Raw genomic sequence first — 23919 nt, 5'->3', positions numbered from 1 at the left:
CTGCGAACCTCGACGCGGTAGCCTGTAACTCCGGTGGGGGTGGACGTGCCAGGTTACGAAGGCGTGCGCATCCGCCCCGGTTCCTGTCAGCGAACGGTCAGAGGTCGAGTCGAGAACCGTCGAGTGCCATCCATACCCAGAGGAGAAGCACCGGCATTCCGGCCAGCCAGCGCAGCCAAATGCTGCGGTTCATCGCCAGCAATGCCCAAATTGCAAGGGAGCAACCGAGCAGGAATCCGAAGCACGACAGCAGGTAGTTCGCCTGTGATTGATATGCCCACATCGCCGCAGATGGTCCTTGGCCGCCGAACGGATATTCCTCGGGGGCTGTCCAGGCTCCCCATATCTCTACCAGCATCAGCATGGCGACGAGACCGAGGATGCCGGATCCGACAGCCTTAATAGCGAACTTCCAGTTCCATGTCTTTGGCATAGTACAAAAACTCTTTGGCAAGGGAATTCATTGAGCTGGTGAGGTCGATGCAACCTGCTGAGCCAGGGTAGCTTCCGCCTTGGATCGTGAAATTGCTTCGGCCAAACACGTTTGTTCCCTGGCGTGGCTGCAACCCAATGCGCCGGGTTCCCCAGGCTGTCGTACAGCCTAGCCATCGCCCGGCCTTGATGTTGATGAGCCTGAGAATGCAGGCAGCTCTGTTGAAGATGCTCGTATCTTCCCAGCGCTGAAAATCATCCTGCCGCGCGGTATACAGGCCTTCCGGTATGGGGCCTGCGTCCTTGGTGCTCTGATGCTCCTTGGTCTGGTAGCCCGTCCGCCCTGAGACGGCCGGCCAACGCATCCGCGTTGCGCCGCTCTCTATCCACTGCAGCGACTTGCCGTCGAAAAGGAGCTTGGCCTTGCGCCAATGAATTTCGCGCTCCAGTTCATCAAGCCTCAAGAGCTTGACAATCTCGTGCGGCGAATCCGGACGGTTGAGCGTGTAACCAAAGCGTTCTCTTACTAGCTCTTCAAGATCTTTGCGCAGGATGCTGTTATCCCGGATTTCGGATTCAAGGAAGTTCATCTGATTAAGCGACTCATAGCATATTGTGGGCGGGGTGCTGGGCCCCTGTTGGGGGCGGGCACGCACCTTCTTCCCATTTGCGCGCAGAAGCCTTCGGGAATCAATCAGCGGAGTCCGAATATGTATGTTATCTGTGCTGCACGCGTTGCCTCTATCGGTCTCGATCAGCCCCTCGATGGTAAACTCAAGCGCTTCCGCTCATCAGCGAACTCGCCGTTTCGCAGCTGACCGACGAGGCAATTTTTGAGTTTTTCTAGGTAGGAATATCGGTCCAGGTGGATCGCTGTGAAATGACTGATTATCAAGGGAAAATCGCTGCTACAAGCCCGCGCCGGGTATCCGTAGCACCGATGATGGACTGGACCGACCGCCATTGCCGCATGTTCCACCGCCAGCTCAGCCGCCACACCTGGCTCTACACCGAGATGGTGACCACCGGCGCGCTGCTGCATGGCGACGTCCCGCGCCACCTGGATTTCGATGCGGCCGAACACCCGGTCGCGCTGCAGCTGGGCGGCAGCGAGCCGGCCGACCTTGCCATGGCGGCCAAGCTGGGCCAGCAGTGGGGCTATGCGGAAGTCAACCTGAACTGCGGCTGCCCGTCCGAGCGCGTGCAGCGCGGGGCCTTCGGCGCCTGCCTGATGGCCGAGCCGCAACTGGTGGCCGACTGCGTCAAGGCGATGCGCGATGCGGTGGACATCCCGGTCACCGTCAAGCATCGGATCGGCATCGACAAGATCGAGCACTACGATTTCGTTCGTGATTTCGTCGGCCGGGTGGCCGAGGCGGGTTGCGGCACGTTTATTGTCCACGCGCGCAATGCGATCCTGAAGGGCCTGAGCCCGAAAGAAAACCGCGAGATTCCGCCGCTGCGCTATGAGGTGGCGTACCAGCTGAAGCAGGAGTTTCCTGACCTGGAGATCCTGATAAACGGCGGCATCGTCAGCTATGACGAGATGGCGGCCCACCTCGAGCACGTCGATGGCGTGATGATCGGTCGCGAGGCATACCATCAGCCCTATGTATTGGCCGAAATGGATGCGCGCTTCTATGGCGATGCGAGCGCGCCGGTGCCGTCGCGGCTCGATGTCGAGCTGGCGATGCAACGCTATGTCGGCGACCTGGTGGAGCGCGGTGGTTATATGGGCGCGGTCACGCGCCACATGCTTGGCCTGCATCGTGGCATTGCAGGCGGGCGCGGCTGGCGCCGCGTGCTGTCGGATGCCAAGCGCATGAATGCGGCACGCACGCGTGCCGATGTGGATGCGCTGTTCGAAGAGGCGCGCGCGCACTTGCGGCCGCAGGCACAAGAGCCACTGGCCGCGTAAGCGAGCGTGGGCCGCGCGCGCACTGCCGAGGCCGCGCTCTAACTCCGAATCGTGAAAATGTGCATGGCTGCGCGGGGGGTACCGCGCGCCGCACTTGCAATGCCTGATCGCCCGGAAACCGGCGCCAGGAAAGGGATTCCCCTAATTCGCTGAGGCAGGGCACTTCCATACACTGTGCCTGCCCTCGAATACAGGGCTTTCTTCAACTGATTATTAGCCCGCTTCGGCGGGCTTTTTTTTGTCGGCGCTTTTTTGCTGCTACGCCAGGCTTGTTGCTCTTCGTTTACCCGAATGGTGCATTCCCGGCATGACAGTTACAGTGCAACCGCCTTCAGGGCATTTGAGATCGCTAAATTTAAGAGTCCGCGCTGCGGACTCTTTTTTTGCGCGCTCGCTTTGCATGCGCAAGACGAGGGGATTAGACGGTCGCCCTCGTAAAGAGTTCCATCGGTCACGCTAGCAGGCTAGCGCGTATGGCTGATGCCTACGTCCAGCGTGCCGTATGTCGTGATGCTGGATTCCCTGCCGTCGACCCCGCCGCCAGCGCATCCGCCGAGCAAGGCCGCCAATGCCGTCAGCGCAAGAATCCGCGCAGGCCATCTACACTTGATTTGCATTCCCGTTCCCTGCGTTCGTTGACGTGCCGATTTTGTCGATGACGTCGATTGGGCTCGCATACGCTCGTGAGGTTCCATCGCCAGGTGCTGGCGCCACGGCAATGAGAGGGCAGGGTGGCCAAAAAGAGGCAGGCGGCCCGATGGGGCAGGCCGCCTGACGGGAAGGTCGAGGGGGGGCAATGTCCCTCAGGCACAAGTATCGCTTCGCGCATTTGCGGCATGAACCCTGCAGAGGTAGGGGCTGTGCACAGCATATTTGCACGAGCGATCAACGGCGTGCGCGAAGGTGCCAGCCGGGCTGGGCTCCCTGATCGACGGCCGTGATACGATCCCTCGAATTGCCCCAGGCGAGACAAGGCATGGTATGCGGACCGATGCCGGCAGGGGGAGCAGCGTGGAAAAAGCAAACGTGGAAAACGAAGCGCCGTTCGGCGTTGTCTATGAAGACTTCAGAGTGGTCTGGGTTGCCGAGCAACTGCAGGACGGCAAATGGACGGCACGCTACTGCTGGCACCCCGGCACTTCAGAAGCCGCTGGCAAGGCGTTGCAGGAAGCTGTGCTGAATGGCAAGTCGCGCCGCCTGTTGGGGCAGTTCGATACCGAAGCCGAGACCGTCGAAGCCATCAAGCAGGCAGTGCTGCTTGAGGCAAAGTGGAGCCCGTCCCGAACCTGAGCTTTCCTCTCAAAAAAAATTGTGCGGGATACTAGCCATCCCGGGAAACTGTTTGTATAATCTTGTTTTTCGTCGATCAGCAACGTAACGCGCTGATGACCTCTACGGTGGCTGTAGCTCAGTTGGTAGAGTCCAGGATTGTGATTCCTGTCGTCGTGGGTTCGAGTCCCATCAGCCACCCCAAAGCATTTTCCAAAACGGCGCCTCGCGAGGGCGCCGTTTTGCATTCCCCGGGGGTGGTATGTCTGTTCGAGCGGCAGTGATTGGCGTAGCGATGGCAGCCATGGTGGCAGGGTGTGCCACCGGTACTTCTGAAAAGGACATTCGCGCGCGTGCGCCTATGCGCTTGTTCACGCCTGCCAAGATGGGCGATGTTGCGAAATGCCTTCGCAACAATCTGGGCGATGACGCCGCGGTCGTCAACTATCCGGCGAAGAGCCAGACTGAGATTCGCATCGGCCAGACCACGTCTGGCGGTGAATACCAATACGCCTATCTGATTTCGCTGACGGCGAAGCCGGATGGTACGGCGCTGGAGCTGCGCAAGAGCGATACGTGGTTCCCGCAGCTGACACCGCAAGAGCTGGAAGCAGAAGCCAAGGCGTGCGCGCGTAGCTGAGGGCAGGGCCCACGGCTACGCGGGCTGCACCCGTAGGGTTCAGGCAGCCAGCTTTTCGGCGGTTTCGAGTTCAAGCATGCGGCAGATCGCCGCCATGCTGCCGACCATGGTGCGTCGCTGCGTACCCTGGTAGACGCGTACGCCCTTGCTCTGGCGGAACGGCACGGGCTTGACCGGGCGACGGGCGGCGACTTGGTGGATTTGCGGCATGGTGGCACCTCTTTTAGGCAAAGCGGGGTCAACACCCGGCAAGCCGGGCGGCGTCTGCAAAGCAATGGAAGCGGGTGGGCCCGCGCAGGCGGTTGGCCTGCGGTGCCCGGCTAGAAGCCGGAGGATCGGATCAGCCCGACGGCGATGCCTTCCAGCGAGAACTCCTCGCCAGGCTCCACGATGATGTTGCTGAAGTCCGGGTTTTCTGCGATCAGTTCGATATGGCCACCGCGCCGCTGCAGGCGCTTGACGGTCACGTCATCACCCAGGCGCGCCACCACGATCTTGCCGTTGGCGGCTTCGCTGGCGCGGCGCACGGCCAGCAGGTCGCCATCGAGGATGCCGGCGTCGCGCATGCTCAGGCCGCGCACGCGCAGCAGGTAATCAGGGCGTTCGTCGAAGACCGAGGCGTCGACCTGGTACTGGCGGTCGATATGCTCGGCGGCGAGAATCGGGCTGCCGGCAGCAACACGGCCCACCAGCGGCAGCGTCAGCTGCATCACGCCGGCCATCGGCAACGAAAACTGGTCGGGCATTTCCGAATCGCTGCGTGCCACCTTCAGGCGGATGCCACGTGAGGCGCCCGGGGTCAGTTCGATCACGCCCTTGCGTGCCAGGGCCCTCAGGTGCTCTTCTGCGGCATTGGGCGAGGAGAAGCCGAATTCTGCGGCGATCTCGGCGCGCGTGGGCGGAAAGCCGGTATGGCGGATCGTGTTGCGGATCAGATCGAAAATCTGCTGCTGCCGGGGTGTCAGGGTCGCCATGGGATCGCCGTTCCGTGCAGGGCCACGGGGATTCCGGGTAAGGGATCGGTCGATCCTTTATCCTGCATCCGGCTGGCCAGGCACTGTATGTTTAAACAGTATGCTGTGATTTTATACAGTATCGGCCTGAGCGCAAGCAGAATTTTTGGGGCGAGTCGCATGGACGGAATGTGGATCGCCAGCGCGGGCCGGCGGCGAGGCGGGGCGCGCCCGTTACAATCGGCATTCCTGTTTTCCCACTTTCTTTGCACGCCCCCATGACCCAATTGCCTCGCATCGTCGTACTGGCCACCGGCGGCACCATCGCTGGCGCGGCCGGCAACTCCGCCAGCAGCGCACGCTACCAGGCGGCGACCGTGCCGGTGTCGTCGTTGCTGGCAGCGGTGCCCGCGCTGCAGTCGGCGGCCCGCATCGAAGCCGAGCAGGTGGCCCAGGTCGACAGCAAGGACATGACCTTCACGCTCTGGCAAACGCTGGCGGCGCGGGTTGAGCACTGGTCCGCGCAGCCCGACGTGGCCGGCATCGTGATCACGCACGGCACCGATACGCTGGAAGAAACCGCGATGGCGCTGCACCTGACGCAATCGTGTCCGGTGCCCGTGGTGATGACGGCGGCAATGCGTCCGTCGACGTCGCTGTCGGCCGATGGTCCGCTGAATCTGCTGGATGCGGTGCGCGTGGCCGCTCATCCCGATGCGCGCGGCAAGGGGGTGCTGGTGGCGCTGAACCAGCAGATCCACGCTGCGCGGGATGTGGCCAAGGCCCACACGTCGGCAGTTGACGCCTTTGTCTCGGCCTGCGGGCCGCTGGGTTTCGTGCAGGATGACTACGTGCGCTTCGCCCGCGCGCCGCGCGCGGCCTGGGTGATCGGGCCGATGCCGGCGGCGTGGCCGATGGTGGAGATCGTGGCGAGCTACGCCCAGCCGGGCAGGGTGGCTGTGGATGCGCTGGTCCGCGCGGGCGTTGCCGGGCTGGTGGTGGCTGCCGCCGGCAATGGCTCGGTGCATGAGGTACTGGCCGAGGCGCTGGCCGATGCCGCTGCCGCGGGCGTGGCCGTGGTGCGCAGTTCCCGCACCGGGGCCGGCCATGTGGCGATTCCGCCCCAGCTCAGCCCGGCGGATGGGGCTTTTGTTTCCGCAACGGACCTCAATCCCTATAAGGCGCGCGTGCTGCTGGCCCTGGCGCTGGCAGCCGATGCAGGGCTGGCGCGAGATCCGGCAAGGCTGCAGGCCATGTTTGCCAACGCCTGATTTGCCTGTGTAAACAGCGGCTTGCGCACTTGCTGCTATGCGCGCTATAATTTAAGGCTATTCAACCTTGCCACACCGGACTCGTGACGCCCGGGTGGCTAATCCAGAAGGAGCGTCAATGCGTCATTACGAAATCGTCTTCATCGTCCACCCGGACCAGAGCGAACAAGTGCCGGCCATGATCGAGCGCTACAAGCAGCTCGTGACCTCGCAGAACGGCAACGTTCACCGCGTGGAAGACTGGGGCCGTCGCCAGATGGCTTACATGATCCAGAAGCTGGCCAAGGCTCACTACGTTTGCCTGAACATCGAATGCGGCAAGGAAACGCTGGCTGAACTGGAACACGCGTTCAAGTTCAACGACGCCGTCCTGCGCCACCTGATCGTGCAGACCAAGAAGGCCGAGACCGCACCTTCGCCGATGATGAAGGAAGTGCAGCGCGAAGAAGCCCGCAAGGCCGCGCAAACGACCACCGAAGGCCAGGCCGCCTGAGTGCGGACTGCGGTGCGCGCCATGGCTGACAGCGTCGGCCACGGCAGCATGGATTGCAACCAGCAAGAGGTCCCGCGTTGAACCAGCTTCGGCTTGCCGCCACCCTGGCGGAACGCGATGCCCTGCGCTATACCCCGGCCGGGGTCCCCGTCGTGAACTGCATCCTGCAGTACAGCGGCGAGGCCGTCGAGGCGCAAACGCCGCGGCAGGTCGAGTTTGCAATCGCAGCGATGGGGATCGGACAGCTTGGCCAGCGTCTGGAGCGGTTACCGCTCGGCACGCTGCTCGACTGCGAAGGATTCCTGGCCCGCAAGCACCGCAACAGCAAGGCTCTCGTCTTTCACATCACTGGATGTAAAGCATTCGAAAAGGATTGAATCATGGCATTCGTCAAACGTGACAACAAGAACAAGAAGCGCTTCCAGCAACAGAACCCGCTGTTCAAGCGCAAGCGCTTCTGCCGCTTCACCGTGGCTGGCGTGGAACAGATCGACTACAAGGATCTGGACACCCTGAAGGACTTCATCGGCGACAACGGCAAGATCACGCCGGCCCGTCTGACCGGTACCAAGGCTCACTATCAGCGTCAGCTGGATACGGCCATCAAGCGTGCGCGTTTCCTCGCGCTGATGCCGTACACCGACCTGCACAAGAACTGATCAGGCCCTAGGTCCGTTAAGGAGAGAATACGATGCAAATTATTCTGCTGGAAAAAGTCATCAACCTGGGCAACCTGGGTGACATCGTCAAGGTGAAGGACGGTTACGCCCGTAACTTCCTGATCCCGGGCAAGAAGGCCCGCCGCGCTACGCAAACCGCGATCGCCGAATTCGAAGTCAAGCGCGCCGAGCTGGAAAAGGTCGCTGCCGAGAAGCTGGCCGCCGCGCAAGCCGAAGGCGAGAAGCTGAACGGCCTGACCGTCCAGATCAGCCAGAAGTCGGGTGTGGACGGCCGCCTGTTCGGTTCCGTGACCAACGCCGACATCGCTGAAGCCCTGGCTGGCCAAGGCTTCAAGCTGGAAAAGGCCCAGGTTCGCATGCCCAATGGCCCGCTGAAGATGGTGGGCGACCACCCGGTCAGCGTTGCGCTGCACACGGACGTCGTGGTCGACGTGACCGTGTCGGTCGTGGGCGAGAGCGTCTAAGGACGTGCCGCCTCGCCGGCGCGCTGCGCCGGCTGAAGCACCGCAAGCACTGCAAGCAAGAAAGGCAGGAGCCCTGGCTCCTGCCTTTTTTGTTGCCCGCTTGTCTTTGCGGGCCCCGTCGCCAAATGTCCGGCGAAGTGCGTCCGCCCGCCGTTATAATCCCTCCCCATGAACGCGCCCGTCGCCGACCCCCAACTCGAGAACCTCAAGGTCCCGCCGCACTCCATCGAAGCCGAGCAATCGGTGCTGGGTGGCCTGCTGCTGGACAACGCCGCCTGGGACCGCATTGCGGACTTCATTTCCGAGGCGGATTTCTACCGTTTTGACCACCGGATGATCTTCCAGAGCATCGCCCGGCTGATCTCGGCCACCAAGCCGGCCGACGTGATCACGGTCTATGAAGCGCTGCAGGTGGCCGGCAAGGCCGAGGAGGTGGGCGGGCTGGCCTACCTGAATTCGCTGGCGCAGAACACGCCCAGCGCGGCCAATATCCGCCGCTACGCGGAGATCGTGCGTGAGCGCTCGGTGCTGCGCAAGCTGGTGACGGCGGCCGACGATATCGCCTCGGCCGCGTTTGCGCCCAAGGGCCGCGAGGTGCGCGAGCTGCTGGATGAGGCCGAGTCCAAGGTCTTTGCGATTGCCGAAGAAGGCTCACGCGGCCAGAAGGGTTTCCAGGAAATCCAGCCGTTGCTGACCCAGGTGGTCGAGCGCATCGACGAGCTGTACCACCGCGATTCCACCACCGACGTCACCGGCGTGCCGACCGGCTTCATCGATCTGGACAAGATGACCAGCGGCATGCAGCCGGGCGACCTGGTCATCGTGGCCGGCCGCCCGTCGATGGGCAAGACGGCGTTCTCGCTGAACATCGGCGAGCACGTGGCGGTGGAGCAGGGCTTGCCGGTGGCAGTGTTCTCGATGGAAATGGCGGGCACCCAGCTGGCCATGCGTATGCTCGGCTCGGTAGGCCGCCTTGACCAGCACCGACTGCGTACCGGCCGCCTGCTGGATGAAGACTGGCCGCGGCTGACGCATGCGATCCAGCGCATGAACGACACCCAGCTGTTCATCGACGAAACCCCGGCGCTGAACACGATGGAGTTGCGTGCCCGGTCGCGGCGCCTGGCGCGCCAGTGCGGGCAGCTTGGCCTGATCATCATCGATTACCTCCAGCTGATGTCAGGTTCCGGCGGCGGCGAGAACCGCGCCACGGAAATTTCCGAGATCTCCCGTTCGCTCAAGGGCCTGGCCAAGGAACTGAACTGCCCGGTCATCGCACTGTCGCAGCTCAACCGAAGCCTGGAACAGCGTCCCAACAAGCGTCCGGTGATGTCCGACCTGCGCGAATCCGGCGCTATCGAACAGGATGCCGACGTGATCCTGTTCATCTACCGCGACGAAGTCTATAACCCGGACTCCCAGGACAAGGGCACGGCCGAGATCATTATCGGCAAGCAACGTAACGGCCCGATCGGCACGGTGCGCCTGACCTTCCTCGGCCAGTTCACGAAGTTCGACAACTTCAGCGGCGGCCCGGCTTTCTTCGACAACGACACCTGACGAAGTCAAGCGGGCCTGCAATAGGCTGTGCGGCGCCGTCTCGTTTGTGCCAAATTCGCGGGCAATATCCCCGTAACCCTGTAAAATATTGCGCTTTGATGACAGTCGCCCTCGCGACTGTCATGCAACGCGTCCGCTCAATCCTGCAACACAATCAGCAGCGCCACCACGCTGCCACAAGGAACATTCCATGTTCGGCCGATTCATGCCCACGGAGGGCAAGTTCTTCGAATATTTCAACCAGCATGCCGACTGCGCGGTGACCGCCGCCCATGAGCTCCAGGCACTGGTCAACGACTTGCCCAACGCCGAGGCCCATGCCCGCCGCGTCCAGGCCACCGAAAAGAAGGCCGACCGGATCACGCACGACACCATCGACCTGCTGCACAAGACCTTCATCACGCCGCTGGACCGCGACGAGATCCACAAACTCATCACGACCATGGACGATATCCTGGACCTGATGGAAGACGTGGCCGAGACCATCTCGCTGTACGACGTGACCAACCTGACCGACGAGGCGCTGCGCCTGGCGGCCATCTGCGTGCAGTGCTGCGACCAGGTCAAGATCGCGGTGGGCCTGCTCGAGGACATGGGCAACGCCAGCACCATACTGAAGACCGCGCAGCAGATCGACCAGCTTGAGTCTGAAGCCGACCGCGTGATGCGCTCGGCAATGTCCAAGCTGTTCCGCGACGAGACCGACGTCAAGCGCCTGATCAAGCTGAAGGCCATCTACGAACAGCTCGAGACGATCACCGACAAGTGCGAGGACGTCGCCAACATCATCGAAGGCATCGTCCTGGAAAACGCCTGAGGCGGCAATCGGCATGCAGACCATACAAATGAGCCTGTGGGTGATCGCCTTGCTGGTGGCGCTCGCGCTGCTGTTCGACTTCATGAACGGCTTCCACGACGCGGCCAACTCGATCGCCACGGTGGTGTCCACCGGCGTGCTCAAGCCGCACCATGCGGTGGCAATGGCGGCGATGTGCAACGTCGTCGCAATCTTTGTCTTTCACCTGAAGGTGGCGGCCACGGTGGGGACCGGCACCATCGACGTCAATATCGTCGACCACTACGTGATATTCGGGGCCCTGGTCGGGGCGATCGCCTGGAACGTCATCACCTGGTACTACGGCATCCCGTCGTCGTCGTCGCACGCGCTGATCGGCGGGCTGGTGGGCGCGGCGGTGGCCAAGGCCGGCACGGGCGCGCTGGTGGGCAGCGGCCTGCTGAAGACCGTGGCGTTCATCCTGATCTCGCCGTTGCTGGGCTTCCTGCTCGGTTCGCTGATGATGGTGATGGTGGGCTGGACCTTCTTCCGCACGCCGCCGTCGCGCGTGGACCGCTGGTTCCGCCGGCTGCAGCTGGTCTCGGCCTCGTTGTACAGCCTGGGCCACGGCGGCAATGACGCGCAGAAGACCATCGGCATCATCTGGATGCTGCTGATCGCCAGCGGCCATGTGGTGGCCGGCGGCCAGCCGCCGACCTGGGTGATCGTCAGCTGCTACGTGGCCATCGGCATGGGCACGCTGTTCGGCGGCTGGCGGATCGTGCGCACCATGGGGCAGAAGATCACCAAGCTCAAGCCGGTCGGCGGCTTCTGCGCCGAGACGGGCGGGGCGATTACGTTGTTCTTTGCCTCGGCGCTGGGCGTGCCGGTATCGACCACGCATACCATCACCGGAGCCATCGTCGGCGTCGGCTCGGCACAGAAGATGTCGGCGGTGCGCTGGGGCGTGGCCGGCAATATCGTCTGGGCCTGGGTGCTGACGATCCCGGCGTCGGCCTTCATGGCGGCGATTGCATGGTGGATCGGGCGGCATATCCTGTAAGGCAGGGGCCGCCGCACCAACAAAAAGCCAGGCTGATGCCTGGCTTTTTGTTTGGGCGCTTCACTGGTTGGCGAAGGCCGCGATGGGATCGTCGTCGACCGGAAGCGGTGCAGGGGCCGGCGCGGGCTCAGGCAGCGGTGGCGCGGCCGGGGGTGCCACCGACGCTGGCGGCGCGGGCGGCTGGTTGACCGCCGCGACCACGCGGCGCGCGCCATTGTAGCGCGAGGCCCAGTAAGGCTTGCCCATGTCTTCGAGCCGGACCGTGCCGCCGGACGACGGTGCATGGACAAAACGGTTCTGCCCGACGTAGATGCCCACGTGCGAATTGGCGCGGCCGGTGGTGTTGAAGAACACCAGGTCGCCGGACGCCACCTCGCTGCGGTCCAGCGAGCTGCCGCGGGCGCCCATCGCCTCGGTAGTGCGCGGCAGGTTCACATTGGCCGCGCGCGACACCACGTAGCGCACCAGCCCGCTGCAGTCGAAGCCGGAGTCCGGTGTATTGCCGCCGTAGCGATAGGGTGTGCCGACCAGGGACATCGCCTGGATCGAAATCTCTTCCAGTCCGGCGCTGGGATCGACCATGGGCGTGCGCGGCAGGCCGGCGTGGCGGGAAGGCGGGGAACTGGCGCAGGCCGCCAGCAGCAGGGCGGTGGCGCAGAGCAGCGGCAGCCGCGCCTGGGCAAGCAGGCGCTGCAGGCGCAGCGGATTGGGAGAAAGACGGGTACGGCGCAATGGCATCCTGGGTTTCCGGTCGCCGGCCTGCCGGCGCACCGGAAGCCTTGCCGCTACCAGCGTAGCTGGGCGTTGCGCGTACCGGTGCTGACCTTGATGGACTTGGCCTGGCCCTTGTAACTGGCCTCGATATTGTAGCTGCCTTCGGGCGCACGTATCAGGCAGCGCGGGCCGGCGGCGCGGAAGCTGGCGACTTCCTGCTCGTCGCGCACCAGCCTGACTGCCACGTCCGACAGGAATTCACCGTTCGCGCCCTGTGTGAACAGGATGCCCATGTTGAAGTCCTTTTCCTTCGCGGCCAGCGCCTGGCGTTCGTCCTCGGCGACACCGCCGCAGACGTAGCTGACCGGGCCCATGGTGCGGATCACCATTTCTTCGGCGGCGGCATGGGCCGGGCGCCAGCTGGCGGCCAGCGCGATGCCGGCGGCTGCCAGCATGGCCAGCGCAAGGCGCTGCCTGTGCTGGCTGCGGGCGACGGCAGGCGCATGCCTGCCGGGCAGATGCTGGATATTCATCGACGCCTCCAGTGGGGATGCGGGGCAACGGCAAACATGGGGTCATCATAGCCCCAAAGTGCTTGTCGTTGACGACAGCGCCCCGCCACCGGCAGGGCGCGCCGCAGGCTGCCAGTGTCAGAGCACGTCGCCGGCGTGATCGGCCAGGCGCGAGCGTTCGCCGCGCGCCAGCGTGATATGGCCGCTGTGGCTCCAGCCCTTGAAGCGGTCGACCACGTAGGTCAGGCCCGATGAACCCTCGGTCAGGTACGGCGTGTCGATCTGCGCGATATTGCCCAGGCAGATGATCTTGGTGCCGGGGCCGGCGCGGGTCACCAGCGTCTTCATCTGCTTGGGCGTCAGGTTCTGCGCCTCGTCGATGATGACGAACTTGTTGACGAAGGTGCGCCCGCGCATGAAGTTCATGCTCTTGACCTTGATGCGCGATCGGATCAGCTCCTGCGTGGCGGCGCGGCCCCAGTCGCCGGCGCTGTCATCGCTCTTCTGCAGCACCTCGAGGTTGTCGTCGAACGCGCCCATCCAGGGCTGCATCTTCTCTTCCTCGGTGCCGGGCAGGAAGCCGATGTCTTCGCCCACCGGCACCGTGGCGCGTGTGACGATGATCTCGTTGTACTGCTTCTGGTCCAGCACCTGTTCCAGGCCGGCCGCCAGCGCCAGCAGGGTCTTGCCGGTGCCGGCCTGCCCAAGCAGCGTGACGAAGTCGATGTCCGGGTTCATCAGCAGGTTGAGCGCGAAGTTCTGCTCGCGGTTGCGGGCGGTCACGCTCCACACATTGTTCTTGTGGTGCGTATAGTCCTTGAGCGTCTGCAGCAGCGCGGTCTTGCCGTTGATCTCCTTGACCTGCGCGTACAGCGGCAGGCTGCCGTCGACCGGTTCCAGGTAGACGAACTGGTTGACCAGGAACGACGGCACCAGCGGACCGGTGAGCCGGTAGAACATGGCGCCGGACTTCGGGTCCTGCCAGCTTTCCACGCCCTTGCCGTGCCTGGTCCAGAATTCGCCGGGCAGCTGCATCACGCCGGCGTAGAGCAGGTCCTTGTCTTCCAGAACCTGGTCGTTGAAGTAGTCTTCGGCCGGCAGGCCCAGTGCGCGCGCCTTGATGCGCATGTTGATGTCTTTCGACACCAGCACGACCTGGCGCTCGGGGTACTGCTGCTGCAGCGCGCTGACCACGCCCAGGATCTGGTTGTCGGCCTTGCCCTGCGGCAGGCCTTCAGGCAGCTTGATGTCGTTCAGGCGCGTCTGGAAGAACAGCTTGCCCTGTGCGTCGCGGTTGCCCAGCTTGGCCAGCGGCAGGCCTTCGTCGAGCACGCCGTCGGTGCCGCCCACCAGCGAATCGAGCGTGCGGCTGACCATGCGCGCGTTGCGCGCGACTTCGCTCATGCCCTTCTTGTGGTTGTCCAGTTCTTCGAGCGTCATCATCGGCAGATAGATGTCGTGTTCCTCGAAGCGGAAGAGCGAGGCCGGGTCGTGCATCAGCACGTTGGTGTCGAGCACGAACAGCTTGCTCGGGCCTTCGGACTTGCGGGCGCGGCGCGTGGGGCCGGTGGACGGCTTGACCAGGCTGACCGGTGCGGCAGTGACGGCCGGCGTCGATACGGCCGGGGTCTCGGTGCTGCGGGCGCGGTTGCCACCGGCGGCGCGGGCCTGGACCTCAGGCACCTCGGTGTCGCCGGTTTCCAGCAATGCCACGCGCTCGAGCGCCGGCACAGGTTTCTTGCCCTGTGTGGCGGCTTTGGCCTTGGGCACCGCGGAGACCGGAGCAAACTCGCTCGGATCCAGCAATTGGGCAGGCTTGGCGGGCATGGTAGGCAGCGGCATGCTTGGCTTTCCTTTCAGGGGGACAAGAAGGGGGCGAGGGTGTCCGTGCCACGACGCCGCGATACGTCGGATACGGCGTGGCGGCCGATGGCCGGGGCATGCATGCGCGAGGCTCCCGGCGCGGACAGGCATGAGGACAGACGCGGCTGCAAACAAAAAAGCCGCCATGCCTGCTGAACAGGGTTGGCGGCTAGGATCCGGCGGCTTCTTTGGCGGACTGCCGACACGGCAGGTCCGCTACCGGCCTGTGGCGCGAACCGCCTGGGCCGGGGAGTCGAAACAGCGTGGCATCCGGAATCTGAACTCATTACGGGCCAATGTATCCGAAGGTTTTGGGTTTGGCAATTGGGTTTGCCAACGGCTTGTTGCGACACAGCACGTCCGGGTTGGCGTGGGTGTCGAGGCAAGGCCAGTACCGACGCGATACCTCAGATCGCGCGCACAATTTCCAGGACTTCGTCAACATGGTTCGGCACCTTGATGCTGCGCAGCTCGTGGCGCAGGATGCCCTTGCCGTCGATGATGAAGGTGCTGCGCTCGATGCCCCGGTGCTCCTTGCCATAGAGTTTTTTCATCTTGATGACATCGAACAACGTGCACACGGCTTCGTCGGCGTCGGAGATCAGCTCGAAGGGCAGTTCAAGCTTGGCCTTGAAGTTCTCGTGCGAGCGGATGCTGTCGCGCGAGATGCCGAACACCTGCACGCCGGCCTTCTGGAAATCCTCGTACTGGTCGCGGAAGTTCATGGCCTCCGTGGTGCAACCCGGTGTGTTGTCCTTCGGGTAGAAGTACAGCACCACCGTCTTGCCGCGGTAATCGGCAAGGCGGAAGGTGGCGTCGCCGGTCATCGGCGCGCTGAAGTCGGGTACGGCCTTGTTCAGACTGACGGTCATGCTTGTGGCTCCTGGGGGAGGGGCAGGGGATCGGGAGAATCGGGTGAGGGGGCTGCCACCTTGGCGGGGCAGATTGGGGCGCCCTGCCGGACTTCAAGCGTGGCGCCGGCTCAACTTTTGCAAAGGTCAGGCGGCTTCGGGTTCGAGCAGCAGCACCGCCGCCACCTTGCGGCCTTCTGCCATCAGGATGTTGTAGGTGCGGCAGGCGGCTTGCAGGTCCATGGCGTCCACCCCGACATGGCGGCGCGACAGCGACGCGGTCAGGCGCGGGTGCGGGAAGCGCAGCCGCGAGCCGGTGCCGAGCAGCACCACTTCGGGGCCGAGTTCCACCAGCTGCTCGAAATGCGCGGGCTCCAGGTCTTCGAAGCGGCTGACCGGCCAGGGCCGGACTTCGCCCTCGGGCATGACCAGGACCGAGTTGGTGTGACGGACGAGGTTGATCTCGATGTATCCCGGCCCATAGGCCGTGACGGTATTGAGCGACTGGGACTGGTCGGCGTGGAGTTTCACTTGGAGGCCTCTGCGGCGGCCGCCGCGGGCTGGCGGGCCGGCCCGTGGGACGGATGGCCGGCACCCCGGGCGGGTACGGTGTGGACGACAGGATGGGCGACAGCGCGCAGGCGCCTGGCGTGCGCGCGGCAAGCGCACGCTGCAATGCAAGAATCCCTGCCGAAGTCTGTCATAATCCGATAAATTATAGCTTTTGCCTCCCTGTCTGCCACGTTCGCGTTGCATTGCAGCGGACGGCGCCTCGGCGCGGGGCTTCCGCACGGGGCCTCGGCATTAATTCAGATTCGCCCAGATTCCCTGTCCGGTGCCGCCGACGCGGCACGCTACGCTTGCCCGACATCGCCGTGAAACCCATCCAGAAATCCAACAAACTCAATAACGTTTGCTACGACATCCGCGGACCGGTGCTGGAAAAGGCCAAGCAGATGGAGGAAGAAGGGCACAAGATCATCAAGCTGAATATCGGCAACCTGGCCGTGTTCGGGTTTGATGCGCCGGAAGAGATTCAGCAGGACATGATGCGAAACCTGCCGAATTCGGCAGGTTATTCTGATTCCAAGGGTATTTTCGCCGCACGCAAGGCGATCATGCACTATACCCAGCAAAAAAATATCGAAGGCGTTGGCCTGGACGATATTTATGTGGGCAACGGTGCCTCCGAACTGATCGTGATGGCCGTCAACGCGCTGCTCAATGCCGGCGACGAAGTGCTGGTGCCGGCGCCGGACTACCCGCTGTGGACCGCCGCGGTGAGCCTCTCGGGCGGCACGCCGGTGCACTATATCTGCGACGAGTCCAACGACTGGATGCCCGACCCGGCCGATATCCGCGCCCGCATCACGCCGCATACCAAGGCCATCGTCATCATCAACCCGAACAACCCCACCGGGGCGCTGTATTCGGACGAACTGCTGCTCGAGATCGTTGCCATCGCGCGCGAGCACGGCCTGATCATCTATGCCGACGAGATCTACGACAAGGTCCTGTACGACGGCCATACTCACACCTCGATCGCCTCGCTGTCGACCGACGTGCTGACCGTGACCTTCAACGGCCTGTCGAAGAACTACCGCTCGTGCGGCTACCGCGCCGGCTGGATGGTGGTGTCCGGCGACAAGCGCCCGGCCATCGACTATATCGAAGGCCTGAACATGCTGTCGTCGATGCGCCTGTGCGCCAACGTGCCAGGCCAGTGGGCGATCCAGACCGCGCTGGGCGGCTACCAGAGCATCAACGACCTGGTGGGCGAAGGCGGGCGCCTGCGCCGCCAGCGCGACCTGGCCTACGAGCTGATCACCGCGATCCCGGGCGTCACCTGCGTCAAGCCCAAGGCGGCGCTGTACCTGTTCCCCAAGCTCGACCTGTCGATGTACCCGGTGCAGGACGACCAGGAGTTCATCTATGAACTGCTGCAGGAGTCCAAGGTGCTGCTGGTGCAGGGCTCGGGCTTCAACTGGGCCAGTCCCGACCATTTCCGCATCGTGTTCCTGCCGCATGAGGAAGACCTGCGCGAGGCCATCAGCCGCATCGCGCGCTTCCTCGAGGCGTACCGAAAACGCCACGGCAAGGCAGCGGCCTGATTTCGCGGGCCGCGCCGCAATTCATCCTTAGCAACTCAGAAGATTGTCCATGAACCCCATCAAAGTTGGCCTGCTCGGCATCGGTACCGTCGGTAGCGGCACGTTCAACGTGCTCAAGCGCAATCAGGAAGAAATTCGTCGCCGCGCCGGCCGCGGCATCGAGATTGCCGTGGTGGCCGATCTCAACACCGAACGCGCGCGCGAACTGACCAACGGGGAAGTGGAGATCGTCAGCGACGCCAACGAGGTGGTCAACCGCCCCGACATCGATATCGTCATCGAACTGATCGGCGGCTACGGCATCGCACGCGAGCTGGTGCTCAAGGCGATCGAGAACGGCAAGCACGTGGTCACCGCCAACAAGGCGCTGCTGGCCGTGCACGGCAACGAGATCTTCGAAGCCGCGCGCCGCAAGGGCGTGATCGTCGCTTTCGAGGCCGCGGTGGCCGGCGGCATCCCCATCATCAAGGCGCTGCGCGAAGGCCTGACCGCCAACCGCATCCAGTGGATCGCCGGCATCATCAACGGCACCACCAACTTCATCCTGTCCGAGATGCGCGACAAGGGCCTGGATTTCGACGTGGTGCTGAAGGAAGCGCAGCAGCTGGGCTACGCCGAAGCCGACCCGACCTTCGACATCGAAGGCATCGACGCCGCGCACAAGGTCACGCTGATGAGCGCGATCGCCTTCGGCATGCCGGTGCAGTTCGACAAGGCACACGTGGAAGGCATCACCAAGCTGTCGGCCATCGACATCAAGTACGCCGAGGAACTGGGCTACCGTATCAAGCTGCTGGGCATCACCCGCCGCCGCGACGACGGCGTCGAGCTGCGCGTGCATCCGACGCTGGTGCCGGCCTCGCGCCTGATCGCCAACGTAGAAGGCGCAATGAATGCCGTGCTGGTGCAGGGCGACGCCGTGGGCGCGACGCTCTACTACGGCAAGGGCGCCGGCGCCGAGCCGACCGCCTCGGCCGTGATCGCCGACCTGGTCGACGTGACCCGCCTGCACACCGCCGATCCGAACCACCGCGTGCCGCACCTGGCGTTCCAGCCGGATGAGCTGTCGAGCGTGCCGGTGCTGCCGATCGAAGAGATCAACAGCTCGTACTACCTGCGCATGCGCGTGTCGGACGAGACCGGCGTGCTGGCCGAGATCACCCGCATCCTGGCCGAAGGCGGCATCTCGATCGACGCCATGCTGCAGAAGGAATCGCGCGAAGGCGAGCCGCAGACCGACATCATCATCCTGACCCACATCACGCGCGAGAAGCACGTCAACGCGGCGATCGCCAAGATCGAGGCGCTGCCGACCGTGCTGTCCGCCGTGACGCGCCTGCGCATGGAAGAACTGAACTAAGGGCCGGACCTGCTGATTCACATGAAATACAAGTCGACCCGCGGCCACGAACTGCCGCAAACCTTCTCCGAGATCCTGCTGGGCGGCCTGGCGCCGGACGGCGGCCTGTACCTGCCCGTCGAGTACCCGCAAGTCAGCGCCGACGAGCTCGAAGCCTGGCGCAAGCTGTCGTACGCCGACCTGGCCTACGAAATCCTGCGCAAGTTCTGCGACGATGTTCCCGCCGAGGACCTGCGCGCGCTGACGCGCAAGACCTATACCCCCGAGGTGTACTGCAACGCGCGTGAGGGCGACAACACCGCCGACATCACGCCGCTGCGCACGCTGGGTGAAGAAGGCGGCACCAAGCTGCAACTGCTGGGCCTGTCCAACGGCCCGACGCTGGCCTTCAAGGACATGGCGATGCAGCTGCTCGGCAACCTGTTCGAGTACGCGCTGGGCCGCGCCGGGCAGGAGCTGAACATCCTGGGCGCGACTTCCGGCGATACCGGCAGTGCCGCCGAGTACGCCATGCGCGGCAAGCGCGGCATCCGCGTGTTCATGCTGAGCCCGCACCGCAAGATGAGCGCGTTCCAGACCGCGCAGATGTTCAGCCTGCAGGACGCCAACATCTTCAACCTCGCCGTCGAAGGCGTGTTCGACGACTGCCAGGACATCGTCAAGGCGGTCTCCAACGACCTGGAGTACAAGGCGCGCCAGAAGATCGGCACGGTCAACTCGATCAACTGGGCGCGCGTGGTGGCCCAGGTGGTCTACTACTTCAAGGGCTGGCTGCTGGCCACCAGCGGTCCGGGCCAGAAGGTCTCGTTCTGCGTGCCGTCCGGTAACTTCGGCAACGTCTGCGCCGGCCATATCGCGCGCATGATGGGCCTGCCGATCGACAAGCTGGTGGTCGCCACCAACGAGAACGACGTGCTCGACGAGTTCTTCCGCACCGGCGCCTACCGCGTGCGCAAGTCGGCCGAGACGTACCATACGTCGAGCCCGAGCATGGATATCTCCAAGGCCTCGAACTTCGAGCGCTTTGTGTTCGACCTGCTGGGCCAGGACGCCGGCAAGCTGGCGGCGCTGTTCCGCGACGTGGAAGAAAAGGACGGCTTCGACCTGTCGGGCACGCCGGAATTCGACCGCATCCGCCAGTTCGGCTTTGTCTCGGGCCGCAGCACGCACCAGGACCGGCTGGCCACCATCCGCGACCTGTCGTCGCGCTACGGCATCACCATCGATACCCACACCGCCGATGGCGTCAAGGTGGCGCGCGAGCATCTCAGCGCCGGCGTGCCCATGGTGGTGCTGGAAACCGCGCTGCCCGCCAAGTTCGCCGACACCATCCGCGAAGCGCTCGGCCACGAGCCGGAACGCCCGGCCAAGTTCGAGGGCATCGAGAGCCTGCCGCAGCGCTTTGAAGTGATGCCGGCCGAGGCCGCGCAGGTCAAGGCCTACATCGCCGGCCACACCGGCCTGTAAGCGCGCCGGTATCGGGGCCTGACTACGGCCCTGGCTGCGGCGCTGCCGCGTGCCGGGCCCGCGCCAACTCGCTACAATCAGGCTGCGGGCCCGATCTTCGGCCCCCGGATTGCCTGCCCCAACCAAGTGGGTGCCGGCAATACGCGGGCCGTTTTTCGTGGGCCAACTCTTTCCGACATCGCACCATGACCCAAGCCGCAGCACCCTCCCGCCCCCCGATGCTGACCATGGCCCAGGCGCTCGATGCGCTGCTCGGCGCCGCCCGTCCGCTGGCGCAGGTTGAATCCATCGACACGCTCGACGCCAACGGCCGCGTGCTGGCCGCGCCTGTGACCAGCACGCTGCGCGTGCCGCCTGCCGACAACACCTCGATGGACGGCTACGCCATGCGCGCGGCCGATGTGCCCGTTGCCGGCACGCGGCTGCGCGTATCGCAACGGATTCCCGCCGGCCATGTCGGCACCGCGCTGGAACCCGGTACCGCCGCGCGCATCTTCACCGGCGGGCTGATCCCGCCGGGCGCCGACGCCGTGGTGATGCAGGAACAATGCGCCGCCGAGGGCGAGGACGTGATCGTCAACCACGTGCCGCAATCCGGCGAATGGGTGCGGCGCGCGGGCGAGGATATCGAAGCGGGCAGCGTGATCCTGCCGGCCGGCACGCGGCTGACGCCGCAGGCGCAGGGGCTGGCCGCATCGGTCGGCCAGGCGAAGCTGGATGTGGTGCGGCGCGTGCGTGTCGCGGTGTTCTTTACCGGTGATGAACTGGCGATGCCTGGCGAGCCGCTCAAGCCGGGCGCCATCTACAACTCCAACCGCTTCACGCTGCGCGGCCTGCTGGAAAACCTGGGCTGCGAGATCAGCGACTTCGGCATCGTGCCCGATACGCTGGCCGCTACCCGCGAGACGCTGCGCCGCGCGGCACAGGGCCATGACCTGATCATTACCTCGGGCGGCGTCTCGGTCGGCGAGGAAGACCATATCAAGCCCGCGGTCGAGGCCGAAGGGCGGCTCGACATGTGGCAGATCGCGATCAAGCCCGGCAAGCCGCTGGCCTTCGGGCAGGTCAACAACGGTGGCGAGCCGGCGTTCTTCCTGGGTTTGCCGGGCAACCCGGTGTCCAGCTTCGTGACCTTCCTGCTGTTCGTGCGGCCCTTTATCCTGCGCCTGCAGGGCGTGGCCGACGTGGCGCCGCGCCGGCTGCCGCTGCGTGCCGATTTCGAACTCAAGAAGGGCGACCGCCGCAACGAGTTCCTGCGCGCGCGTATCAACGCGGAGGGCGGGCTGGACCTGTTCCCGAACCAGGGCTCCGGCGTGCTGACCTCGACCGTCTGGGGCGACGGCCTGATCGACAATCCGCCCAACCAGGCGATCGCGCGCGGCGATACCGTGCAGTTCATTCCGTTTGACGGCCTGCTCGCGTAGCCGGCCAGCATGACCAGGACAGAAGCAGTGATGATCATCGAACTCCGATTCTTTGCCAGCGTGCGCGAGCAGCTGGGCGTGGCCGAAGAGCGCGCCGAGGTGCCGGCCGACGTGCGCACCGTGGGCGAGCTGCGCCAGTGGCTGCGCCAGCGCGGCGGCGCCTGGGCCGAGACCCTGGCTGAAGGCCGCGCGCTGCGCATGGCTGTCGACCATGCCGTGGCGCGCCCCGATACGGCGATTGCCGACGGTTGCGAAGTCGCCTTTTTCCCGCCAGTGACCGGAGGCTGAGATGAGCGTCAGGGTGCAGCGTGAGGATTTCGATCTCGGTGCAGAAGTCGCGGCGCTGCGAGCCGGCAATCCGGCGGTCGGCGCGGTCGCCAGCTTTATCGGCACCGTGCGCGATGTCAGCGACGGCAGCGCGGTCAGCGCGATGGAGCTGGAGCACTATCCGGGCATGACCGAGAAGGCGCTGGCGCAGATCGAGGCGGCTGCGTGCGCGCGCTGGGCGCTGCTGGGCGTGACCATCATCCACCGCGTGGGCCCGATGCAGCCGCTGGACCAGATCGTGATGGTCGCGGTGGCGTCGGCGCATCGCGGCAATGCCTTTGCCGCGTGCGAGTTCATCATGGACTACCTCAAGTCCGAAGCGCCGTTCTGGAAGAAGGAAGACACCCCGGAAGGCGCGCGCTGGGTCGATGCCCGCGTGACCGACGAAGCCGCCCTCCAGCGCTGGGGGATCGCATCGTTCAATGCCAGCGGCGACGATGCTGGCGCATCACCGGAGAAGCAGGGCGGGAGCCAGCCCTGATGGGGCCGCTCGGCTTTGTTGCTGTGGGCGTGGGCGCCGCGGCGGGTGCGTGGCTGCGCTGGGGCTTCGCGGTGCTGTGGAACGCGATCAATCCCGCGCTACCCTATGGCACGCTGGCGGCCAACCTGCTGGGCGGCTACCTGATCGGCCTGGCGGTCGGATTCTTCGATACGCATGCGGGCCTGCCGCCGGAATGGCGCCTGCTGGCCATCACCGGCTTCCTTGGCGGGCTGACCACGTTCTCGACCTTTTCCAGCGAGGTGCTGGCGAACCTGATTGCCGGCGACTACGGCTGGGCGGCGCTGCACCTGCTGCTGCACCTGGGCGGCTCACTGCTGCTGACCGCGTTCGGCCTCTGGACTTACCGCATGCTGGCCTGACGCGGCCCGGGCGATCAGGTCCAGCAGCGCGGCATTGAACGCCTGCGGCTGCTCCATGTGCGGGCTGTGGCCGGCGCCGGCCACCACGCTGAATCCCGCCTCGGGCCGCAGTGCGAGCGTGGCGGCGCCCACGGCGGGTGCATAGAGCCGGCTGGCTTCCCCGTACAAATGGAACAGCGGCCGCCCGGTGCCGCGCAGTGTCTCCCGGAAATCCTGGCGCGCCATGTCTTCCCATAGGGCGGCAAGCGCCAACGCATCGCACTGGCCCGCCATGTGCGCGATGCGCTGCATTGCGGCGCCTTCCGGGCGCTGTCCCGCCGACCACATTCCCAGCGCAACTGACGGCGCTAGCCGGGGCCAGTCGGCCCGGATGCGGGCCGCCATCTGCGCGGCGTGCGCTATCTCATAGTGGCCGTGCAGGCCATGCGGCCAGGCCGGATCGGTCACCAGCCTGGGCGTCATGTCGATGCTGCCGACCGCTGCCAGCGGAAGACCCGGATGGTCGCGCAGCAGCGCCCATGCCACCATCGCCCCCATCGACCAGCCCGCCACCACCACGTCTGTCAGCCCGAGGTGCGCAACCAGTCCGGCGACGTCGCGCGCCAGCGCCGTTATCGTGGTGCCGTCGCGCTCGCGCGACAGGCCGTGGCCGGCATGGTCGGGCGCGATCACGCGGAATCCCGCCAGTGCGAGCGCCCGCTGGCCGTCGAAGGCCTCGCCGGTGACCGACCAGCCGTGCAGCAACAGCAGCGGCCGTCCCTGGCCGGCTTCGCGCCAGCCTGGCAAGGCGCCGCGCGCCGGGTGGCTTGCGAAGGGCGGTGGAGCGGGGCCGGCAGGTGCCGAATCGGGAGCGTCCAACGATGGTTCTCTCCTGGCAGGAGGGTAAAGGGCAGCGGCCTGGATGCCACCGG

At 64.9% G+C, this 23919-nt stretch carries 28 protein-coding genes and 1 tRNA gene; 19 read left to right on the top strand and 10 right to left on the bottom strand.

What is annotated here, in order from left to right:
- Window positions 1–97: 97 nt before the first annotated feature.
- Window positions 98–433, bottom strand: coding sequence for a hypothetical protein (locus ACW4E8_RS13835; RefSeq protein ID WP_456805027.1), 336 nt, complete (start codon window positions 431–433; stop codon window positions 98–100).
- The gene (locus tag ACW4E8_RS13830; protein WP_456805026.1) at window positions 399–1022 is read right to left on the bottom strand and encodes a hypothetical protein; all 624 of its coding nucleotides are present in this window, start codon (window positions 1020–1022) and stop codon (window positions 399–401) included. The genes ACW4E8_RS13835 and ACW4E8_RS13830 overlap by 35 nt, the downstream gene beginning before the upstream one ends.
- Before the next feature lie 290 nt (window positions 1023–1312).
- Between ACW4E8_RS13830 and dusA the strand changes: the two genes are divergently transcribed.
- The 4 genes from dusA (at window position 1313) to ACW4E8_RS13810 (ending at window position 4259) form a co-directional block, all read left to right on the top strand.
- Window positions 1313–2350 carry a tRNA dihydrouridine(20/20a) synthase DusA gene (dusA, locus tag ACW4E8_RS13825; RefSeq protein WP_456805025.1) on the top strand — a complete coding sequence of 346 codons (1038 nt, stop codon included), beginning with the start codon at window positions 1313–1315 and terminating at the stop codon, window positions 2348–2350.
- 981 nt (window positions 2351–3331) lie between these two features.
- Window positions 3332–3640 (top strand): hypothetical protein, encoded by a 309-nt coding sequence (locus ACW4E8_RS13820; RefSeq protein ID WP_410054184.1) that lies wholly within the window; start codon window positions 3332–3334, stop codon window positions 3638–3640.
- A 107-nt stretch (window positions 3641–3747) separates the two neighbouring features.
- Window positions 3748–3823: transfer RNA gene (locus tag ACW4E8_RS13815), tRNA-His, on the top strand.
- A 91-nt stretch (window positions 3824–3914) separates the two neighbouring features.
- A complete protein-coding gene (locus ACW4E8_RS13810) occupies window positions 3915–4259 on the top strand; it encodes a hypothetical protein (RefSeq protein ID WP_456805024.1) in 345 nt (114 codons plus the stop codon).
- A gap of 39 nt (window positions 4260–4298) precedes the next feature.
- Here the strand turns inward: ACW4E8_RS13810 and ACW4E8_RS13805 are convergent, their stop codons facing one another.
- Both ACW4E8_RS13805 and lexA read right to left on the bottom strand, forming a co-directional pair.
- Window positions 4299–4469, bottom strand: coding sequence for a hypothetical protein (locus ACW4E8_RS13805; protein WP_010809510.1), 171 nt, complete (start codon window positions 4467–4469; stop codon window positions 4299–4301).
- Window positions 4470–4579: 110 nt separating this feature from the next.
- Window positions 4580–5233: a transcriptional repressor LexA gene (gene lexA, locus ACW4E8_RS13800; protein ID WP_456805023.1), complete on the bottom strand. Its 654-nt coding sequence runs from the start codon at window positions 5231–5233 to the stop codon at window positions 4580–4582.
- A gap of 257 nt (window positions 5234–5490) precedes the next feature.
- On the opposite strand from lexA, the gene ACW4E8_RS13795 reads away from it, so the two are divergent.
- The 8 genes from ACW4E8_RS13795 (at window position 5491) to ACW4E8_RS13760 (ending at window position 11518) form a co-directional block, all read left to right on the top strand.
- Entirely contained in the window at window positions 5491–6483 is a 993-nt protein-coding gene (locus ACW4E8_RS13795) for an asparaginase (RefSeq protein WP_456805022.1), read from the top strand.
- Between the two features lie 118 nt (window positions 6484–6601).
- Window positions 6602–6976 (top strand): 30S ribosomal protein S6, encoded by a 375-nt coding sequence (gene rpsF / locus ACW4E8_RS13790; protein WP_010809513.1) that lies wholly within the window; start codon window positions 6602–6604, stop codon window positions 6974–6976.
- Between the two features lie 77 nt (window positions 6977–7053).
- A complete protein-coding gene (gene priB, locus ACW4E8_RS13785) occupies window positions 7054–7353 on the top strand; it encodes a primosomal replication protein N (RefSeq protein ID WP_456805021.1) in 300 nt (99 codons plus the stop codon).
- A 3-nt stretch (window positions 7354–7356) separates the two neighbouring features.
- A complete protein-coding gene (rpsR, locus tag ACW4E8_RS13780) occupies window positions 7357–7635 on the top strand; it encodes a 30S ribosomal protein S18 (protein ID WP_006163606.1) in 279 nt (92 codons plus the stop codon).
- A 32-nt stretch (window positions 7636–7667) separates the two neighbouring features.
- Window positions 7668–8120, top strand: coding sequence for a 50S ribosomal protein L9 (gene rplI, locus ACW4E8_RS13775; protein ID WP_456805020.1), 453 nt, complete (start codon window positions 7668–7670; stop codon window positions 8118–8120).
- Window positions 8121–8288: 168 nt separating this feature from the next.
- On the top strand, window positions 8289–9680 hold the full coding sequence (locus tag ACW4E8_RS13770; protein ID WP_456805019.1) for a replicative DNA helicase: 1392 nt from the start codon (window positions 8289–8291) through the stop codon (window positions 9678–9680).
- Window positions 9681–9870: 190 nt separating this feature from the next.
- Window positions 9871–10497 carry a DUF47 domain-containing protein gene (locus ACW4E8_RS13765; RefSeq protein WP_010809517.1) on the top strand — a complete coding sequence of 209 codons (627 nt, stop codon included), beginning with the start codon at window positions 9871–9873 and terminating at the stop codon, window positions 10495–10497.
- Window positions 10498–10510: 13 nt separating this feature from the next.
- Window positions 10511–11518 carry an anion permease gene (locus ACW4E8_RS13760; protein ID WP_456805018.1) on the top strand — a complete coding sequence of 336 codons (1008 nt, stop codon included), beginning with the start codon at window positions 10511–10513 and terminating at the stop codon, window positions 11516–11518.
- 60 nt (window positions 11519–11578) lie between these two features.
- Here ACW4E8_RS13760 and ACW4E8_RS13755 read toward each other — a convergent pair whose 3' ends face one another.
- The 5 genes from ACW4E8_RS13755 to ACW4E8_RS13735 all read right to left on the bottom strand — a co-directional run bounded on the left by ACW4E8_RS13755 (window position 11579) and on the right by ACW4E8_RS13735 (window position 15989).
- Window positions 11579–12256, bottom strand: a complete 678-nt coding sequence (locus tag ACW4E8_RS13755; protein WP_456805017.1) for a C40 family peptidase — start codon at window positions 12254–12256, stop codon at window positions 11579–11581.
- Between the two features lie 47 nt (window positions 12257–12303).
- Entirely contained in the window at window positions 12304–12765 is a 462-nt protein-coding gene (locus ACW4E8_RS13750) for a hypothetical protein (protein ID WP_456805016.1), read from the bottom strand.
- A 117-nt stretch (window positions 12766–12882) separates the two neighbouring features.
- Window positions 12883–14586, bottom strand: a complete 1704-nt coding sequence (locus ACW4E8_RS13745) for a PhoH family protein (protein WP_456805015.1) — start codon at window positions 14584–14586, stop codon at window positions 12883–12885.
- Window positions 14587–15014: 428 nt separating this feature from the next.
- Window positions 15015–15479: a peroxiredoxin gene (locus ACW4E8_RS13740; RefSeq protein ID WP_456805014.1), complete on the bottom strand. Its 465-nt coding sequence runs from the start codon at window positions 15477–15479 to the stop codon at window positions 15015–15017.
- 126 nt (window positions 15480–15605) lie between these two features.
- Window positions 15606–15989: an Mth938-like domain-containing protein gene (locus tag ACW4E8_RS13735; protein ID WP_456805013.1), complete on the bottom strand. Its 384-nt coding sequence runs from the start codon at window positions 15987–15989 to the stop codon at window positions 15606–15608.
- Between the two features lie 344 nt (window positions 15990–16333).
- On the opposite strand from ACW4E8_RS13735, the gene ACW4E8_RS13730 reads away from it, so the two are divergent.
- The 7 genes from ACW4E8_RS13730 (at window position 16334) to crcB (ending at window position 23008) form a co-directional block, all read left to right on the top strand.
- Window positions 16334–17569, top strand: a complete 1236-nt coding sequence (locus ACW4E8_RS13730; protein ID WP_456805012.1) for a pyridoxal phosphate-dependent aminotransferase — start codon at window positions 16334–16336, stop codon at window positions 17567–17569.
- A gap of 49 nt (window positions 17570–17618) precedes the next feature.
- A complete protein-coding gene (locus tag ACW4E8_RS13725) occupies window positions 17619–18929 on the top strand; it encodes a homoserine dehydrogenase (RefSeq protein WP_456805011.1) in 1311 nt (436 codons plus the stop codon).
- A 21-nt stretch (window positions 18930–18950) separates the two neighbouring features.
- Window positions 18951–20396: a threonine synthase gene (gene thrC, locus ACW4E8_RS13720; RefSeq protein WP_456805010.1), complete on the top strand. Its 1446-nt coding sequence runs from the start codon at window positions 18951–18953 to the stop codon at window positions 20394–20396.
- 185 nt (window positions 20397–20581) lie between these two features.
- On the top strand, window positions 20582–21820 hold the full coding sequence (locus ACW4E8_RS13715; RefSeq protein WP_456805009.1) for a molybdopterin molybdotransferase MoeA: 1239 nt from the start codon (window positions 20582–20584) through the stop codon (window positions 21818–21820).
- Between the two features lie 30 nt (window positions 21821–21850).
- Window positions 21851–22108, top strand: a complete 258-nt coding sequence (gene moaD, locus ACW4E8_RS13710; protein WP_456805120.1) for a molybdopterin converting factor subunit 1 — start codon at window positions 21851–21853, stop codon at window positions 22106–22108.
- A 1-nt stretch (window position 22109) separates the two neighbouring features.
- The gene (locus ACW4E8_RS13705) at window positions 22110–22628 is read left to right on the top strand and encodes a molybdenum cofactor biosynthesis protein MoaE (protein WP_456805008.1); all 519 of its coding nucleotides are present in this window, start codon (window positions 22110–22112) and stop codon (window positions 22626–22628) included.
- On the top strand, window positions 22628–23008 hold the full coding sequence (gene crcB, locus ACW4E8_RS13700; RefSeq protein WP_456805007.1) for a fluoride efflux transporter CrcB: 381 nt from the start codon (window positions 22628–22630) through the stop codon (window positions 23006–23008). The genes ACW4E8_RS13705 and crcB overlap by 1 nt, the downstream gene beginning before the upstream one ends.
- Here crcB and ACW4E8_RS13695 read toward each other — a convergent pair.
- Window positions 22958–23866, bottom strand: coding sequence for an alpha/beta fold hydrolase (locus tag ACW4E8_RS13695; RefSeq protein WP_456805006.1), 909 nt, complete (start codon window positions 23864–23866; stop codon window positions 22958–22960). The two genes, crcB and ACW4E8_RS13695, sit on opposite strands and share 51 nt — an antisense overlap.
- Window positions 23867–23919 lie beyond the last annotated feature (53 nt).

The organism is Cupriavidus sp. CP313, from assembly GCF_054072015.1.
Note: the sequence above shows the minus strand (reverse complement) of the source record. Positions and strands in the feature narration are given on the sequence as shown.